The 16,222-nt window shown below is 43.6% G+C and carries 10 protein-coding genes, 1 tRNA gene and 2 rRNA genes; 12 read left to right on the forward strand and 1 reads right to left on the reverse strand.

Annotation, left to right across the window (positions count from 1 at the left end; translation table 11 throughout):
- The 8 genes from AC4HAN_RS07475 to AC4HAN_RS07510 all read left to right on the forward strand — a co-directional run.
- A 23S ribosomal RNA gene (locus tag AC4HAN_RS07475) occupies positions 1-91 on the forward strand; the annotation flags it as partial.
- Positions 92-167: 76 nt separating this feature from the next.
- A 5S ribosomal RNA gene (rrf, locus tag AC4HAN_RS07480) occupies positions 168-283 on the forward strand.
- 5 nt (positions 284-288) lie between these two features.
- Positions 289-362, forward strand: a tRNA-Asn gene (locus AC4HAN_RS07485).
- 134 nt (positions 363-496) lie between these two features.
- Positions 497-994: a sigma-70 RNA polymerase sigma factor region 4 domain-containing protein gene (locus AC4HAN_RS07490; RefSeq protein WP_491091955.1), complete on the forward strand. Its 498-nt coding sequence runs from the start codon at positions 497-499 to the stop codon at positions 992-994.
- 342 nt (positions 995-1,336) lie between these two features.
- Positions 1,337-2,185 carry a 4-(cytidine 5'-diphospho)-2-C-methyl-D-erythritol kinase gene (ispE, locus tag AC4HAN_RS07495; RefSeq protein WP_491091956.1) on the forward strand — a complete coding sequence of 283 codons (849 nt, stop codon included), beginning with the start codon at positions 1,337-1,339 and terminating at the stop codon, positions 2,183-2,185.
- A gap of 87 nt (positions 2,186-2,272) precedes the next feature.
- Positions 2,273-2,713, forward strand: coding sequence for a zinc-dependent MarR family transcriptional regulator (locus tag AC4HAN_RS07500; RefSeq protein ID WP_491091957.1), 441 nt, complete (start codon positions 2,273-2,275; stop codon positions 2,711-2,713).
- A 2-nt stretch (positions 2,714-2,715) separates the two neighbouring features.
- Positions 2,716-3,426: a metal ABC transporter ATP-binding protein gene (locus AC4HAN_RS07505; protein WP_491091958.1), complete on the forward strand. Its 711-nt coding sequence runs from the start codon at positions 2,716-2,718 to the stop codon at positions 3,424-3,426.
- On the forward strand, positions 3,416-4,228 hold the full coding sequence (locus tag AC4HAN_RS07510) for a metal ABC transporter permease (protein ID WP_491092087.1): 813 nt from the start codon (positions 3,416-3,418) through the stop codon (positions 4,226-4,228). The genes AC4HAN_RS07505 and AC4HAN_RS07510 overlap by 11 nt, the downstream gene beginning before the upstream one ends.
- A gap of 99 nt (positions 4,229-4,327) precedes the next feature.
- On the opposite strand, the gene tyrS is transcribed toward AC4HAN_RS07510, so the two are convergent.
- The gene (gene tyrS, locus AC4HAN_RS07515) at positions 4,328-5,584 is read right to left on the reverse strand and encodes a tyrosine--tRNA ligase (protein ID WP_491091959.1); all 1,257 of its coding nucleotides are present in this window, start codon (positions 5,582-5,584) and stop codon (positions 4,328-4,330) included.
- A gap of 154 nt (positions 5,585-5,738) precedes the next feature.
- Here tyrS and pbp1b point away from each other — a divergent pair, with 154 nt between their 5' ends.
- From pbp1b to AC4HAN_RS07535, 4 genes are all read left to right on the forward strand, one after another.
- Positions 5,739-8,108, forward strand: coding sequence for a penicillin-binding protein PBP1B (gene pbp1b, locus AC4HAN_RS07520; RefSeq protein WP_491091960.1), 2,370 nt, complete (start codon positions 5,739-5,741; stop codon positions 8,106-8,108).
- A gap of 263 nt (positions 8,109-8,371) precedes the next feature.
- Positions 8,372-11,935 carry a DNA-directed RNA polymerase subunit beta gene (gene rpoB / locus AC4HAN_RS07525; RefSeq protein WP_491091961.1) on the forward strand — a complete coding sequence of 1,188 codons (3,564 nt, stop codon included), beginning with the start codon at positions 8,372-8,374 and terminating at the stop codon, positions 11,933-11,935.
- 78 nt (positions 11,936-12,013) lie between these two features.
- The gene (gene rpoC, locus AC4HAN_RS07530) at positions 12,014-15,643 is read left to right on the forward strand and encodes a DNA-directed RNA polymerase subunit beta' (RefSeq protein ID WP_491091962.1); all 3,630 of its coding nucleotides are present in this window, start codon (positions 12,014-12,016) and stop codon (positions 15,641-15,643) included.
- Positions 15,644-15,819: 176 nt separating this feature from the next.
- Positions 15,820-16,197 carry a DUF1033 family protein gene (locus AC4HAN_RS07535; RefSeq protein ID WP_491091963.1) on the forward strand — a complete coding sequence of 126 codons (378 nt, stop codon included), beginning with the start codon at positions 15,820-15,822 and terminating at the stop codon, positions 16,195-16,197.
- Positions 16,198-16,222: the final 25 nt, after the last annotated feature.

Below are 16,222 nucleotides of genomic sequence, written 5' to 3' on the forward strand. Positions count from 1 at the left end.
GCCCTGAGAGAAGAACAGGTAGATAGGTTGGGAGTGGACGTATGGTGACATATGAAGCGGACCAATACTAATCGCTCGAGGACTTATCCAAATAAAGTACAATTACTGAAGCAACAGCAGTGGTTTCAAGCGCTATTCAATTATGAGTGAGCTACCTCATTCAGCAGTTAAGTGACGATAGCCTAGGAGAGACACCTGTACCCATGCCGAACACAGCAGTTAAGTCCTAGCACGCCTGAAGTAGTTGGGGGTTGCCCCCTGTGAGATAGGGTAGTCGCTTAGCGATATTCCGGCATAGCTCAGTTGGTAGTAGCGCATGACTGTTAATCATGATGTCGTAGGTTCGAGTCCTACTGCCGGAGTAATAGCTTCTTTAAACACCTCATCAGGGGGTGTTTTTTTGTGGTGTCATGAGAAAACAGGACATTTATGTCCTGTTCTTAAAATTGCTTTAGCTTTATAATGATGTCATCATATAAAGGAGGGCATCGTGAAGATGGAAGAAGATTTTGAAATTGCTTTTAATAAAGTTAAGCCGATTATATTTAAACTGCAGCGCTATTACTTTATTAAATTATGGACTCGGGAAGACTGGCAACAAGAGGGAATGCTGGTTTTGCATCAGTTATTAAAGGAACATCCTGAACTGACTGAGGATGATTCAAAGCTGTATGTTTATTTTAAAACAAGATTCTCTAATTATATTAAAGATGTTTTGCGCCAGCAGGAAAGTCAAAAACGACGTTTTAATAAAATGCCTTATGATGAAATTAGTGAGGTGGCTCACTGTGTTTCGGCTGCAGGTATGCAGCTGGATGAATATGTTTTGTTTTATGATCGTTTGACAGCTTATAAGAAAGGGCTGAACGAGAATCAAAAAGAGCAGTTTGAACGTTTGGTGGCTGGTGAGCGATTTTTAGGCAGGCAAAAAATGCTTAAAGATCTCAAGAAAAAATTAAGTGACTTTGATGACACAAGTTTAAGAGAACATTAGGTAAAAATATCTTGCTTATTTTGATTTCGATTGGCTTATCAACACAGAGCTATCAAAAAAGTTAATCAGGTAAAAGCAAAATAAAAGAGAATTTTGGTGAATGGTTTTCTTGAAAGAACCAGCAGGTAAGAAAAAGGGAATTACCGCTGGTACAGTCAATCTTATATTTGATCACCTGTATTACACGTTTATATAATGGAGCTGAGGCTTTTTGCTTCGGCTTTTTTATATGTTCTTTGGCTGCTTTTGACCTGGGAAAAGTTGGTTTTTATACGGTTTGGCAAACCACAGAAGAGAAGTTTTTGGTATAATTAATATAATCATTCACAAGAAAGGCACGATATGGAAATTGTTGAGAAAGCTCCTGCTAAAATCAATCTTGGTCTTGATATTGCCGGCAAGCGTCAGGATGGTTTTCACGAACTGTCAATGATTATGGTCAGTGTGGATTTAAATGATTATATTACGATTACAGAGACTGCAGAGGATCAGATTGTCGTCAAATCAAACAGCTGCAAGCTGCCGCTGAACAGTAAAAATGATGTTTGCAAGGCGGCTCAGCTTTTGAAGGAGCGGTATGAGATTCGCACCGGGCTTGAAATATCGCTGCAAAAATCGATTCCTATATGTGCGGGTTTGGGAGGAGGATCCAGCGATGCGGCTGCAACCTTGCGTGCTCTCAATCGTTTATGGAATCTTAACTTATCAGAAGAAGAACTGATTGAAATTGGCTTTGAAATTGGCAGTGATGTTCCTTATTGCATCAAAGGCGGCTGTGCCCTTATTTCGGGTAAGGGAGAAATTGTTGAAAATCTGCCAAATTCTCTGTCGGCCTGGGTCGTTTTGGTTAAGCCTGACTTTGGCATTTCAACAAGAACAATTTTTAAGGAGATTGATACTGACACGATTTCTCGAGTCAATATTGATGCCTTAAAGGAAGCTATTTTGACAGATTCTTATGAAGAGGTGCTGCAGGCCATGGGGAATTCGCTTGAGGATATCACCATTGCCAGAAAACCTTTTATTCAAAAAATTAAAGATCGTATGGATAAATGCGGGGCTGATATATCTTTGATGACGGGCAGCGGACCGACAGTTTTTGCACTCTGCCGGACAGAAAAGCGCGCTAATCGCGTTGTTAACAGCATGAAGGGCTTTTGCAGGGAAGTTTATAAGGTGAGAATATTATAAAAAGAATCGAATTCATTTGATTCTTTTTTTTATTTATGGTAAGATTAAGCGACAAATAATTAACCAGTTAATTAAAAGGAGGGGGCTATGGCATTGGGACAGGACATTGATCACTTGATCAATCAAATTCTTTTAAAGGCTGAAAATCAACATGAGCTGCTGATTGGTTCTTGCCAAAGTGAGATCAAACTGACCAACACCCAGGAGCATATTTTGATGCTGCTGGCACAGGAAAATCTGACAAATTCAGACTTGGCTAAGCGCTTAAAGGTCAGCCAGGCAGCGGTGACAAAAGCGGTCAAATCCCTTGTAAAACAAGAGATGCTTGAGTCCATAAAAGACAAGACGGATGCAAGGGTTGCGTATTTTCGTCTGACCGATTTGGCTAAGCCTATTGCCCGGGAGCATGAACACCACCATGCTTTGACACTGTCGGTTTATGATCATCTCTTGGACACCTTTTCAAAAGAGGAGCAGGCTGTTATCAGTCGCTTTTTAACTGCTTTAAGCAAGGAATTAAAGGAGTAGCTGTGCGATATATTACTGTAAAAAATCTATCTTATCAATATGACTCAGAACCTGTTTTAGAAGGAATTAACTACCATTTAGACAGCGGTGAATTTGTGACACTGACGGGGGAAAACGGGGCTGCCAAGTCAACTTTAATCAAGGCAACTCTGGGTATTTTAAAACCGAAAGTCGGTTCTGTGGAATTTTCCAAAACGAACGTGGCTGGCAAAAAATTGCGGCTGGCCTATCTGCCTCAGCAGATTGCCAGTTTTAATGCCGGTTTTCCAAGTACAGTCTACGAATTTGTTAAATCGGGCCGCTACCCAAGAAACGGCTGGTTCAGACGGCTGACCAAGCATGATGAAGAGCATATCAGGGCCAGCTTAGAGTCGGTCGGTATGTGGGAAAACCGTCATAAACCTATCGGCAGTCTTTCAGGAGGTCAGAAGCAGCGTGCGGTTATCGCCAGAATGTTTGCCAGTGATCCTGATATTTTTGTGCTAGATGAGCCGACAACCGGGATGGATGCAGGAACAACAGAGACCTTTTATGAGCTGATGCACCACAGCGCTCATCAGCACAGCAAAGCAGTTCTGATGATTACACATGATCCTGAAGAGGTTAAGGAATATGCGGACCGAAATATTCATTTGGTGAGAAATCAAGACTTGCCTTGGCGCTGCTTTAATATCCATGGAAAAGATGAAGGAGGAAAAGATGATGTTAAGTGATATATTGGCTTATGATTTCATGCAGCGGGCTTTGCTGGCAGTTGTCGCTATCAGTGTTTTTGCTCCGATTTTGGGTTTGTTTCTTATTTTGCGCCGTCAGAGTCTGATGAGTGATACGCTTAGCCACGTCTCCTTAGCAGGTGTTGCTTTCGGAGTTTTGCTGGGAATTTCGCCTACATGGACCACCCTTTTAGTGGTTACTTTAGCTGCTGTGGTTCTTGAATATTTGCGTACTGTTTACCGTCATTATATGGAAATTGCCACTGCTATTTTGATGTCCATGGGTTTGGCTCTTTCTTTAATTGTTATGAGCAAGGCAGGTGACGCTAGCAACGTCAGCCTTGAACAGTACCTCTTTGGTTCTATTATTACTATTAGCCGTGAACAGGTCATTGCTTTGTTTGCGATTGCAGCTATCGTTTTAATTCTTACATTTTGCTTTATCCGTCCTATGTATATTTTGACTTTTGATGAAGAAACGGCCTTTGTAGATGGTTTGCCTGTTCGGCTTATGTCCATTTTGTTCAATGTTGTTACAGGAGTGGCTATTGCTCTTACTATTCCGGCAGCAGGGGCACTTTTGGTATCAACGATTATGGTGTTGCCTGCAAGTATTGCAATGCGGCTGGGAAACAACTTTAAAACGGTTATTGCCTTGGGCATCTTGATTGGTTTTATCGGAATGGTATCTGGTATTTTTATTTCTTATCTGGCTGAAACACCTGCCAGTGCGACAATCACGATGATTTTTATTGGAATTTTCCTATTTGTCGGTCTGCTCAACCAGCTGATAAAAGATTAAATCAATCTGAGATTCAGAAAATTTATACCTGCAAAGAAAAAAGTGAAGTCAATCGAAATCCTTTAGAGATCGATTGACTTCACTTTCTTTGTCATGCGATTAATACGTTAAGACAAAATATTTTTTCTTGCCGCGGCGGATAACAGTCAGCTCGTCATCAACCTTATCTTGGTCAGATAATTGATAATCCAAGTCCTGAACGCGTTCGCCGTTGATATAAACAGCACCGTTTTGCACATCTTCACGAGCCTGACGTTTAGAATTGACAATACCCGCAGTGACTAAAATATCAACGATATTAAGGCTGTCCTCTGATTTTACAGGATAGTTGGGAACATTGCTGAGACCTTGCTTAAGTTCTTTGGCAGAAAGGCTCTTGATATTCCCTGCAAAGAGCTGCTCGGTAATCTTAACAGCTTCTTTATAGGCTTCTTCGCCGTGGACAAAGGTGACAACTTCTTTTGCCAGTGTTTTCTGTGCTAAACGTTCATGAGGAGCCGCTTCGAATTTTACACGGATATCTTCAATTTCATCCAGAGACAGGAAAGTAAAGATTTTAAGAAAACGAACAGCATCGGCATCCATGACATTCAGCCAGAATTGATACATTTCATAAGGAGATGTTTTATCGGCATCGAGCCAGACAGCGTTGCCTTCTGATTTACCGAACTTTTTGCCGGTAGCATCCGTAATTAAGGGAACGGTAATCACATGCCCTTGTTTATCAGCCTTGCGGCGGAGCAGCTCAGTACCGGCAGTCATATTGCCCCATTGATCGGAGCCGCCGATTTGTAAGGTAACACCGTATTTTTGATTGAGAACATAAAAATCATAGGCCTGCATAATTTGGTAGGCAAATTCAGTATATGAAATCCCAGTTTCAATGCGTTTTTTCACGGATTCCTTGCTCATCATGTAGTTGACGGTGAAATATTTACCGACATCCCGCAGGAAATCAATAAAGTTGACAGATTCGAACCAGTCATAGTTATTGACCATCTGAGCTTTGTTATCACCGTTTTCAAACTCAATAAAACGCTCCAGCTGACTGCGGATACTTGCTACCCAGCCTTTGACGGTTTCTTTGGTCTGAAGGCTGCGCTCATCATCCTTAAAGGAAGGGTCGCCAATCAGTCCGGTAGCTCCTCCGACAAGCGGGTAGGGTTTATGTCCAGCTAATTGCAGGTGCTTCATGACCAAAATCGGTACCAGATGACCCAGATGGAGGCTGTCTGCTGTCGGATCATAGCCTGAATAAAAAGACACAGAGCCTTCATCCAATGCTTTTTTCAGGGCCTCTTCATCAGTAGTTTGAAAGACTAAGCCGCGTGCTTTAAGTTCTTCAAAAATTGTCATTGCTTTTCTCCATATTCTTATAACATTACAAAGCATTATATCAAAAACAACAGGGCCTGTGCAAGTTCTTATGAGAGAGTAAGAAAAGAACTCCTTCATTTAGCGGCTATATTAAACATGATAAATTTGGTATAATATAAATTGAGGTATTGTTATGTCCCTGCTGGAAAAAATAAAAAGAAAGTTCAAAGAAATAACTGCTAAAAAGCCTGATTTTAGTAAAATCGACTTTGTAAACTGGTTTAAAAATTTAAAGTTAAAAGAATTAAAGCGGACAGATTATCTGGATTTCGGCTCCGTTTTTTTGCGCACCTTGAAACTATTGTCCGATTTTGCTTATATTCTTCTTCTTTTATTTGTTTTCTTAGGCCTTGGTGTGGGTTTTGGTTATCTGGCCAGTCAGGTAGAAACCGTAAAGGTTCCTGCTAAGACAGACTTGGTTACTCAGGTCAATACATTAACCAGAATTTCTAAAATGACCTATTCAGATAAGTCGCTGATTTCAACAATTGACACAGACCTTTTAAGAACACCTGTGGATGGCAAAGATATCTCGGAAAATGTGAAAAAGGCTGTTATTGCAACGGAAGATGAGAATTTTAAAGAGCACCATGGGGTTGTTCCCAAAGCTGTGTTCCGAGCAGCACTGGGTTCGGTTTTGGGACTGGGTGAAAGCAGCGGCGGTTCAACACTGACGCAGCAGCTCTTAAAACAGCAGGTTCTGGGGGATGATCCTACTTTCAAACGTAAAACTAAGGAGATCGTTTACGCTCTTGCGCTTGAACGTTATGAGGACAAGGACAGGATTCTGACCAATTATCTGAATGTCTCTCCATTTGGACGCAATAATAAAGGGCAAAATATTGCCGGAATTGAGGAAGCGGCTCGGGGAATTTTTGGTGTTGCCGCTAAAGATCTGACCATTCCTCAGGCAGCATTTTTAGCCGGTTTGCCGCAAAGTCCTATTACGTATTCGCCTTACACAGCATCAGGAAAACTCAAGTCAGCCGAAGATATGAAGCTGGGCCTGAAGCGCTCACAAAACGTGTTATACAATATGTACCGCACAGGTGTCCTATCAAAAGCTGACTATGAAAGCTATAAGAAATACGATCTGAAAAAAGATTTTAGAAAACCTCAGGCGGCTCAGACAGATTCTCATGATTATTTATACTATTCTGTGTTTGAAGAAGCCCGGGATGCTATGTATGACTATCTTGTCAAAAGGGATAAGGTGTCTGCACAGGATTTAAAAAATGATAAAACCAAAGAAGCCTACAAGGAAAAAGCTCTGCAGGAGCTGCGCTTAGGCGGCTACACGGTCACAACAACTATCAATAAAAAGGTTTATAAAGCTATGCAGACAGCTGTTGCTCAGCATGGCGGCTCTCTTGATGACGGGACGGGGAAAGTTGAAGTCGGCAATGTTTTGATGGATAATTCCAGCGGAGCTGTTCTTGGATTTGTAGGGGGACGTGATTACAAGAGCAATCAAAATAACCATGCTTTTGATACGGCAAGATCACCCGGATCCAGCATCAAGCCATTACTGGCTTACGGCCCTGCTATTGATCAAGGGCTTATGGGCAGCTCAAGCATGCTTTCAAATTATCCGACAACTTTTGCCAGCGGACAAAAAATTATGCACTCCGGAGATGAAGGAACGGCGATGGTCAATCTGCAGGAAGCCTTGGACGTTTCCTGGAATATTCCGGCTTACTGGACCTATCAGACCTTGCTGCAAAAGGGTGTAGATGTTCCCGATTATATGGAAAAAATGGGCTATCACATTCCTGAATATTATATCGAAAGCCTTCCTTTAGGCGGCGGGGTTGAAACAACGGTTGCTCAGCAGACAAATGGCTATCAAACGCTCGCTAACGGCGGTGTCTATCAAAAACAATATATGGTTGAAAAGATTACTGACAGCCAGGGCAAAGTCGTTTATCAGCATGCTTCTAAGCCGGTTCGGGTCTATTCGAAAGCGACAGCCAGCATCTTGAATGAGATGCTCAGAGGTCCCATTAGTTCGGGTAAAACCACAACGTTTAAAAATAGACTGAAAGCTCTTAATTCAGGCTTGGCCGGTGCTGACTGGACAGGAAAAACAGGGACAACCGATGATTATACAGATGTTTGGCTGATGCTGTCTACACCCAAGACAACGCTTGGAGGCTGGGCAGGCCATGATGATAACACTTCTTTAAAATCTATGACAGGCTATAACAACAACGCCCAATATATGGCGCACTTGGTCAATGCCATCAATCAGGCCGATCCAAATGTTTGGGGAGCCAACCAGCGTTTCGGTCTTGATTCCAGCGTTATTAAAGCTAATGTTCTGAAATCAACAGGTCTGAAACCGGCGACGGTCAATGTTAATGGAAAGGCTATTTCTGTCGGCGGTGCAACAACTAGCAGCTACTGGGCTAAAAACGGTCCCGGCAATACGGTCTATAAATTTGCTATAGGCGGTACAGACAGCGATTACCAAAAGGCTTGGTCAAAGATTGGAGGCAGATAGCATTTCTTGACAAGCTCAGGGAGATAGTATATAATATACGTAACTATTTGTCGTCTGCTTTGGTTGAAATATTGTCCAATCAGAGCTTACAGCAGTTAAATCAAACTTTAATGAGTCAGATTTAGCTGCTCTTTTTGTGCTTAATTTTCGGTATAGCTCTATTTTGTAATAGATATTTAAACTTTCTGAAAATTAGTGGAAACGGCAAATTTGCTAACGTTTTGGCCTCGGGCAGAGGTCTGGAAAGAAGAAGGAGTTAAAACTTGGCAGGACATGAAGTTCAATACGGTAAGCACCGTACGCGTCGCAGTTTTTCAAGAATCAAAGAAGTTCTTGATTTACCAAATTTGATTGAGATTCAGACGGATTCGTTCAAAGACTTTTTGGATACCGGTCTTAAGGAAGTTTTTGAAGATGTTTTTCCTATTTCAAACTTTACGGAAACCATGGAACTCGAGTTTGTAGGGTATGAAATCAAGGAGCCTAAGTATACTTTGGAAGAAGCAAGCGCTCATGATGCACATTATTCAGCGCCGATTTTTGTAACCTTCCGCCTGATTAATAAAGAAACCGGTGAAATCAAAACCCAGGAAGTCTTCTTTGGCGATTTTCCGCTTATGACTGAAATGGGAACGTTTATCATCAATGGTGCTGAGCGGATTATTGTTTCCCAGTTAGTTCGCTCACCAGGTGTTTACTTTAATGATAAGGTTGATAAAAACGGTAAAGTCGGCTATGGTTCTACGGTTATTCCTAACCGCGGTGCCTGGCTTGAACTTGAGACTGACTCTAAGGATATTGCCTATACACGGATTGACCGGACGCGTAAAATTCCATTTACAACGCTGGTGCGGGCTCTTGGATTTTCCGGTGATGATGAAATTCTTGATATTTTCGGTGAGAGCGACCTGGTGCGCAATACTATCGAGAAAGATATCCACAAAAATCCGAATGATTCCAGAACTGATGAGGCTCTTAAAGAAATTTACGAACGCCTGCGTCCGGGTGAGCCTAAGACAGCTGACAGTTCACGCAGCCTTTTGATTGCGCGTTTCTTTGATGCGCGCCGCTACGATTTAGCAGCTGTCGGCCGTTATAAGATTAACAAAAAATTAAATATCAAAACCCGTCTTTTGAATCAGGTTATTGCTGAAAATCTGGTGGACCCTGAAACAGGTGAAATTCTGGTTGAATCAGGAACTGAAATGACTCGCAGCGTCATTGATTCTATTTCTGATTATCTGGAAGGCGATCTTAACAAGATTGTCTATACACCAAATGAGTATGCTGTTTTGACAGAACCTGTTATTCTGCAAAAATTCAAAGTCGTAGCTCCTAATGATCCGGATCGTGTTGTGACCATTGTCGGCAATGCTAATCCGGATGATAAGGTACGTCACCTGACACCTGCTGATATCTTAGCTGAAATGTCTTATTTCCTTAATTTAGCTGAAGGTCTCGGCAAGGTTGACGATATTGACCACTTAGGGAACCGCCGTATCCGTGCCGTCGGTGAATTGCTGGCCAACCAATTCCGTATCGGTCTGGCTCGTATGGAAAGAAATGTTCGTGAACGGATGTCTGTCCAGGACAATGAGGTTCTCACACCGCAGCAAATCATCAATATCCGTCCGGTGACCGCTGCTATCAAAGAATTCTTTGGCTCTTCTCAATTATCACAGTTTATGGATCAGCACAATCCGCTGTCTGAGCTGTCTCACAAGCGCCGTTTGTCAGCCTTGGGACCTGGAGGTTTGACACGTGACCGTGCAGGTTATGAAGTGCGTGATGTGCACTACACTCATTACGGCCGTATGTGTCCGATTGAAACGCCTGAAGGACCAAACATCGGTTTGATCAACAACTTGTCTTCATACGGACACCTCAACAAATACGGTTTCATCCAAACACCTTACCGCAAGGTTGATCGCAGCACAGGCGTGGTTACCAATGAGATTGAATGGCTGACTGCGGATGAAGAAGATGAATACACTGTTGCTCAGGCCAACTCAAAACTCAATGAAGACGGTACCTTTGCCGAAGAAATCGTCATGGGACGCCACCAAGGGAATAACCAGGAATTTCCGGCAAGTTCAGTCGAATACATGGATGTTTCTCCTAAACAGGTAGTTGCGGTTGCGACAGCTTGTATTCCATTCCTTGAAAACGATGACTCCAACCGTGCCCTTATGGGTGCCAACATGCAGCGTCAGGCTGTGCCTCTGATTGATCCTAAAGCTCCGCTTGTCGGAACAGGTATGGAATATCAGGCTGCCCACGATTCAGGAGCTGCCATTATTGCTCAAAATAACGGTAAGGTCGTTTACTCTGATGCAGACAAGGTCGAAGTCCGCCGCGAAGATGGCTCTCTTGACGTGTACAATATCACAAAATTCCGCCGTTCTAACTCAGGAACTGCCTATAACCAACGTACACTTGTCAAGGTAGGAGACAGTGTGGAAAAGGGTGACTTTATTGCTGACGGTCCTTCTATGGAAAAAGGTGAAATGGCGCTTGGGCAAAACCCTATTGTTGCCTATATGACATGGGAAGGCTATAACTTTGAAGATGCTGTCATTATGAGTGAACGCCTGGTTAAAGACGATGTTTACACATCTGTTCACTTAGAAGAATTTGAATCTGAAACCCGCGACACAAAACTCGGCCCTGAAGAAATCACGCGTGAAGTTCCAAATGTGGGAGAAGAAGCCCTCAAAGATCTCGATGAAATGGGCATCATCCGCATTGGTGCCGAAGTAAAAGAAGGGGACATTCTTGTCGGAAAAGTAACGCCTAAAGGTGAAAAAGATCTCACTGCTGAAGAGCGTCTCCTGCACGCTATCTTTGGTGACAAATCACGTGAAGTGCGTGATACGTCGCTCCGTGTTCCTCACGGCGGAGACGGTGTTGTCTGTGATGTGAAAATCTTTACCCGTGCCAACGGTGACGAACTTCAATCAGGAGTTAATACGCTTGTTCGTGTTTATATCGCTCAAAAACGTAAGATCAAAGTCGGGGATAAAATGGCCGGACGTCACGGGAACAAGGGTGTCGTTTCACGTATTGTTCCTGTTGAGGACATGCCGTATCTTCCGGACGGAACTCCTGTTGATATTATGCTGAACCCTCTCGGGGTGCCATCACGGATGAATATCGGACAGGTTATGGAACTCCACCTTGGTATGGCTGCCCGCAGCTTAGGCATTCATATCGCAACTCCGGTCTTTGACGGTGCAACGTCCGATGATCTTTGGGAAACGGTCAAAGAAGCCGGTATGGCTTCTGATGCCAAAACTGTTCTCTATGATGGCCGGACTGGTGAACCATTTGATAACCGTGTATCTGTCGGTGTCATGTACATGATCAAGCTCCACCACATGGTTGACGATAAGCTCCATGCCCGTTCTGTCGGTCCTTACTCAACTATCACTCAGCAGCCGCTGGGAGGTAAAGCTCAGTTTGGAGGACAGCGGTTTGGTGAAATGGAAGTTTGGGCACTGGAAGCTTACGGTGCGTCAAATGTTCTGCAAGAAATCTTGACTTACAAGTCTGATGATATCACAGGCCGTCTCAAAGCTTATGAAGCCATTACCAAGGGCAATCCGATTCCAAAACCAGGTGTGCCGGAGTCATTCCGCGTTCTTGTGAAGGAACTGCAGTCACTGGGACTTGATATGCGCGTCCTTGATGAAGATGACAGAGAAGTTGAACTTCGTGATCTCGATGAAGGCGAAGATGAAGAAGTTATGCACGTTGATGATCTTGAAAAAGCGCGTGAAAAACAAGTCATTGAAGCTGCCGAATTTGCAAATGGTGATGAAAAATAACAGATAAACAAACTGCTGGCTGCTTAACCTATAGTTTAGGCAGTCTAGCTGCTGATAATCATAAGAAAGGTAAAATTAGTGGTTGACGTAAATCGTTTTAAAAGTATGCAAATCACATTAGCTTCACCTAATAAGGTCCGTTCATGGTCTTACGGTGAGGTTAAAAAACCTGAAACAATCAACTATCGGACCTTAAAACCAGAACGTGACGGTCTGTTTGATGAGGTTATTTTCGGTCCTACTAAGGATTGGGAATGTGCCTGCGGCAAATACAAGCGTATTCGCTACAAAGGGATTATTTGTGACCGCTGCGGCGTTGAGGTGACTCGTACCAGAGTTCGCCGTGAACGCATGGGGCATATCGAATTGAAAGCGCCTGTTTCTCATATCTGGTACTTTAAAGGTATCCCTTCTCGTATGGGTCTCACTCTTGATATGAGCCCACGCGCTTTAGAAGAAGTTATTTACTTTGCAGCTTATGTGGTGATCGATCCTAAGGATACACCGCTTGAGCCAAAATCTCTTTTGACTGAGCGCGAATACCGTGAAAAACTTCAAGAATACGGTCCGGGATCATTTGTTGCCAAAATGGGTGCAGAAGCGATCCAAGACCTCTTGAAACGTGTTGATTTAGATGCAGAAATTGCAGAGCTGAAAGCAGAATTAAAAACAGTTTCCGGACAAAAACGGGTGAAAGCTGTCCGTCGTTTGGATGTTCTTGATGCTTTCCAAAAATCTGGCAATAAACCTGAGTGGATGGTACTTAACATCCTGCCGGTTATTCCGCCTGATCTTCGTCCGATGCTGCAATTGGACGGCGGCCGCTTTACAACTTCTGACCTTAACGATCTCTACCGCCGTGTTATTAACCGTAACAACCGTTTGGCGCGTTTGCTCGAGCTGAATGCTCCCGGCATTATTGTGCAAAATGAAAAACGGATGCTGCAGGAAGCGGTGGATGCTCTGATTGATAATGGCCGCCGCGGCCGTCCGATTACCGGACCCGGCAGCCGTCCATTGAAATCATTGAGCCACATGCTTAAAGGTAAGCAAGGCCGTTTTCGTCAAAACCTCCTTGGTAAACGTGTCGACTTCTCAGGACGTTCGGTTATTGCTGTCGGTCCGACACTTAAGATGTACCAATGCGGTGTGCCGCGTGAAATGGCGATTGAGCTCTTTAAACCGTTTGTCATGCGCGAGATTGTAGCGCGAGACATCGTACAAAATGTCAAGGCAGCAAAACGCTTGATTGAGCGCGGCGATGACCGCATTTGGGATATTCTTGAAGAAGTCATTAAAGAGCATCCGGTTCTTCTTAATCGCGCACCGACTCTTCACCGCTTGGGTATTCAAGCTTTTGAACCCGTTTTGATTGACGGTAAGGCTTTGCGGCTCCATCCGCTGGCCTGTGAAGCTTACAACGCCGACTTTGACGGGGACCAAATGGCTATTCACGTGCCGCTGTCTGAAGAGGCTCAAGCAGAAGCTCGTCTCTTGATGCTGGCTGCTGAACACATTCTTAATCCTAAAGACGGTAAACCAGTCGTTACCCCATCTCAAGATATGGTTCTTGGTAACTACTATCTAACCATGGAAGATGCCGGCCGTGAGGGTGAAGGAATGGTCTTCAAAGACCGTGATGAAGCTGTTATGGCCTATCGCAACGGCTATGTTCATCTCCACAGCCGTGTCGGTATTGCTGTCGACAGCATGTCTGACAAACCATGGACAGATGAGCAAAAGCACAAAATCATGATTACAACTGTTGGTAAAATTCTCTTCAATGATATTATGCCGGCAGACCTTCCTTACCTTCAGGAGCCAAACAATGCCAACTTAACAGACAAAACGCCTGATAAGTATTTCTTAACGCCCGGCTCTGATATCAAGGAAGTTATCAAAAATCTTGACTTAAATATTCCATTTAAGAAGAAAAATCTTGGTAACATTATCGCTGAAATCTTTAAACGTTTCCGTACAACTGAAACTTCAGCCTTTCTTGACCGTTTGAAAGACCTTGGTTATTATCATTCAACCTTGGCCGGTTTAACAGTAGGTATCGCTGACATTCCAGTTATTGATAACAAGCAGGAAATTATAGATGCAGCTCACCATCGTGTTGAAGATATTTCCAAAGCTTTCCGTCGCGGTCTCATGACAGACGAGGATCGCTATGAAGCTGTTACGGCAACTTGGCGTGATGCTAAGGAAAAACTGGAAGAGCGTTTGGTTGAAACACAGGATTCTAAGAATCCGATCGTTATGATGATGGACTCCGGAGCGCGTGGTAACATCTCTAACTTCTCCCAGCTTGCCGGTATGCGCGGCTTGATGGCTGCTCCTAACGGACGCATCATGGAACTGCCGATCCTTTCAAACTTCCGTGAAGGTCTGTCTGTTTTGGAAATGTTCTTCTCAACCCACGGTGCCCGTAAAGGGATGACCGATACAGCGCTTAAGACTGCCGATTCCGGCTATCTTACCCGCCGTTTGGTTGACGTTGCCCAAGATGTTATTATTCGTGAAGACGACTGTCACACTGACCGCGGCCTGACGATTACAGCCATCACCGATGGTAAGGAAGTAACAGAAACGCTTGAAGAGCGTCTTGTCGGCCGTTACACTAAGAAGACCGTCAGACATCCGGAAACAAATCAGGTTCTCGTTGGAGCTGATGAGTTGATTACTGAAGACATGGCTCGTAAGATTGTAGATGCTGGTGTTACTGAGGTGACTATCCGTTCAGTCTTTACATGTAATACGCGTCATGGAGTCTGCCGTCATTGTTATGGTATCAACTTAGCAACAGGTGATGCTGTTGAAGTTGGTGAGGCAGTTGGTACGATTGCTGCCCAATCCATCGGTGAACCAGGTACACAGCTTACTATGCGTACCTTCCACACAGGCGGTGTTGCTTCAAATGCCGACATTACACAGGGTCTTCCTCGTATCCAAGAAATCTTTGAAGCCCGCAACCCTAAAGGTGAGGCCGTTATCACAGAGGTTAAGGGACAAGTCACAGACATTGAAGAAGACGCTGCTACCCGCACTAAAAAGGTTTACGTCAAAGGTGCAACAGGAGAAGGTGAGTACACAGTACCATTTACAGCTCGCATGAAAGTTGAAGTGGGCGATGAAGTTCACCGCGGAGCACCGCTGACAGAAGGTTCTATCCAGCCAAAACACTTGCTGGAAGTCCGTGACACCTTATCTGTTGAAATTTACCTTCTTTCTGAAGTTCAAAAAGTGTATCGCAGCCAAGGGGTAGAAATCGGAGATAAGCACGTTGAAGTTATGGTTCGCCAAATGCTTCGCAAAGTACGTGTTATGGATCCGGGAGATACAGATCTTCTTCCAGGCGTTTTGATGGATATTGCTGACTTTACAGATGCCAACAAGGATATTGTTATTGCCGGCGGTATTCCAGCCACAAGCCGTCCGGTTCTTATGGGAATTACGAAAGCTTCCCTTGAAACCAACTCCTTCTTATCAGCTGCTTCTTTCCAAGAAACAACCCGTGTTCTGACAGATGCTGCTATTCGCGGTAAGAAAGATCACTTGCTTGGTCTTAAGGAAAATGTTATTATCGGTAAGATTATTCCGGCCGGTACTGGTATGGCTCGCTACCGCAACATTGAGCCGCAGGCTGTTAATGAAGTCGAACTCATTGAAGACACTGAAATCGATGAAACACCTGTAACAGAATAAAAAGAGTCCTGCTTTGAGCTGCTTTTCGATCGTTAGATTTTATGTCTAACTTTTGGGAGGCAGCTCAGCTTAGCAGGGCTTTTTTATAATAATTCTAATCTTTCTCATAAATGAGCAGAACTTTTTTAAAATTGAGACTTTTCCTATATAATGAGGATATTAAGGAAGTAAAGTTTATGTATCAGGTAGTAAAAATGTACGGCGATATGGAACCTTGGTGGTTCTTGGATGGCTGGAAAGATGACATCGTTCAGGTTTATGAATTTGACCATTATTATGAAGCTCTAAAATATTATAAAAAGGAATGGCTGAACTTACATGGTTCTCATTCAGGCTTTAACAGCCGCAGCAGTATTATGACAGCGTTTTGGGATGTTGAAGACCAGCGCTGGTGTGAAGAATGCGATGAATATGTACAGCAGTACTATTCCTTAGCTCTTTTAACCGATTGGCAGGAAATTCCTGAGGAAATGTATCGCCCGGGCTATGACAGACGAAGCGACAGACCTCGCCACAGGGCCTGCTCTCTCAAGAAAAATAAACCGCAAGTATAGCCTGCGGTTTATTTTTTTTGCTTTA

The organism is Streptococcus sp. ELY_86, from assembly GCF_058314495.1.

Bases quoted from the DNA above. Each gene is read 5' to 3' on its own strand.
- AC4HAN_RS07490 (WP_491091955.1), top strand. From the start codon at position 497: ATGGAAGAAGATTTTGAAATTGCTTTTAATAAAGTTAAGCCGATTATA.
- ispE (WP_491091956.1), top strand. From the start codon at position 1,337: ATGGAAATTGTTGAGAAAGCTCCTGCTAAAATCAATCTTGGTCTTGAT.
- AC4HAN_RS07500 (WP_491091957.1), top strand. From the start codon at position 2,273: ATGGCATTGGGACAGGACATTGATCACTTGATCAATCAAATTCTTTTA.
- AC4HAN_RS07510 (WP_491092087.1), top strand. From the start codon at position 3,416: ATGTTAAGTGATATATTGGCTTATGATTTCATGCAGCGGGCTTTGCTG.
- tyrS (WP_491091959.1), bottom strand. From the start codon at position 5,584: ATGACAATTTTTGAAGAACTTAAAGCACGCGGCTTAGTCTTTCAAACT.
- pbp1b (WP_491091960.1), top strand. From the start codon at position 5,739: ATGTCCCTGCTGGAAAAAATAAAAAGAAAGTTCAAAGAAATAACTGCT.
- AC4HAN_RS07535 (WP_491091963.1), top strand. From the start codon at position 15,820: ATGTATCAGGTAGTAAAAATGTACGGCGATATGGAACCTTGGTGGTTC.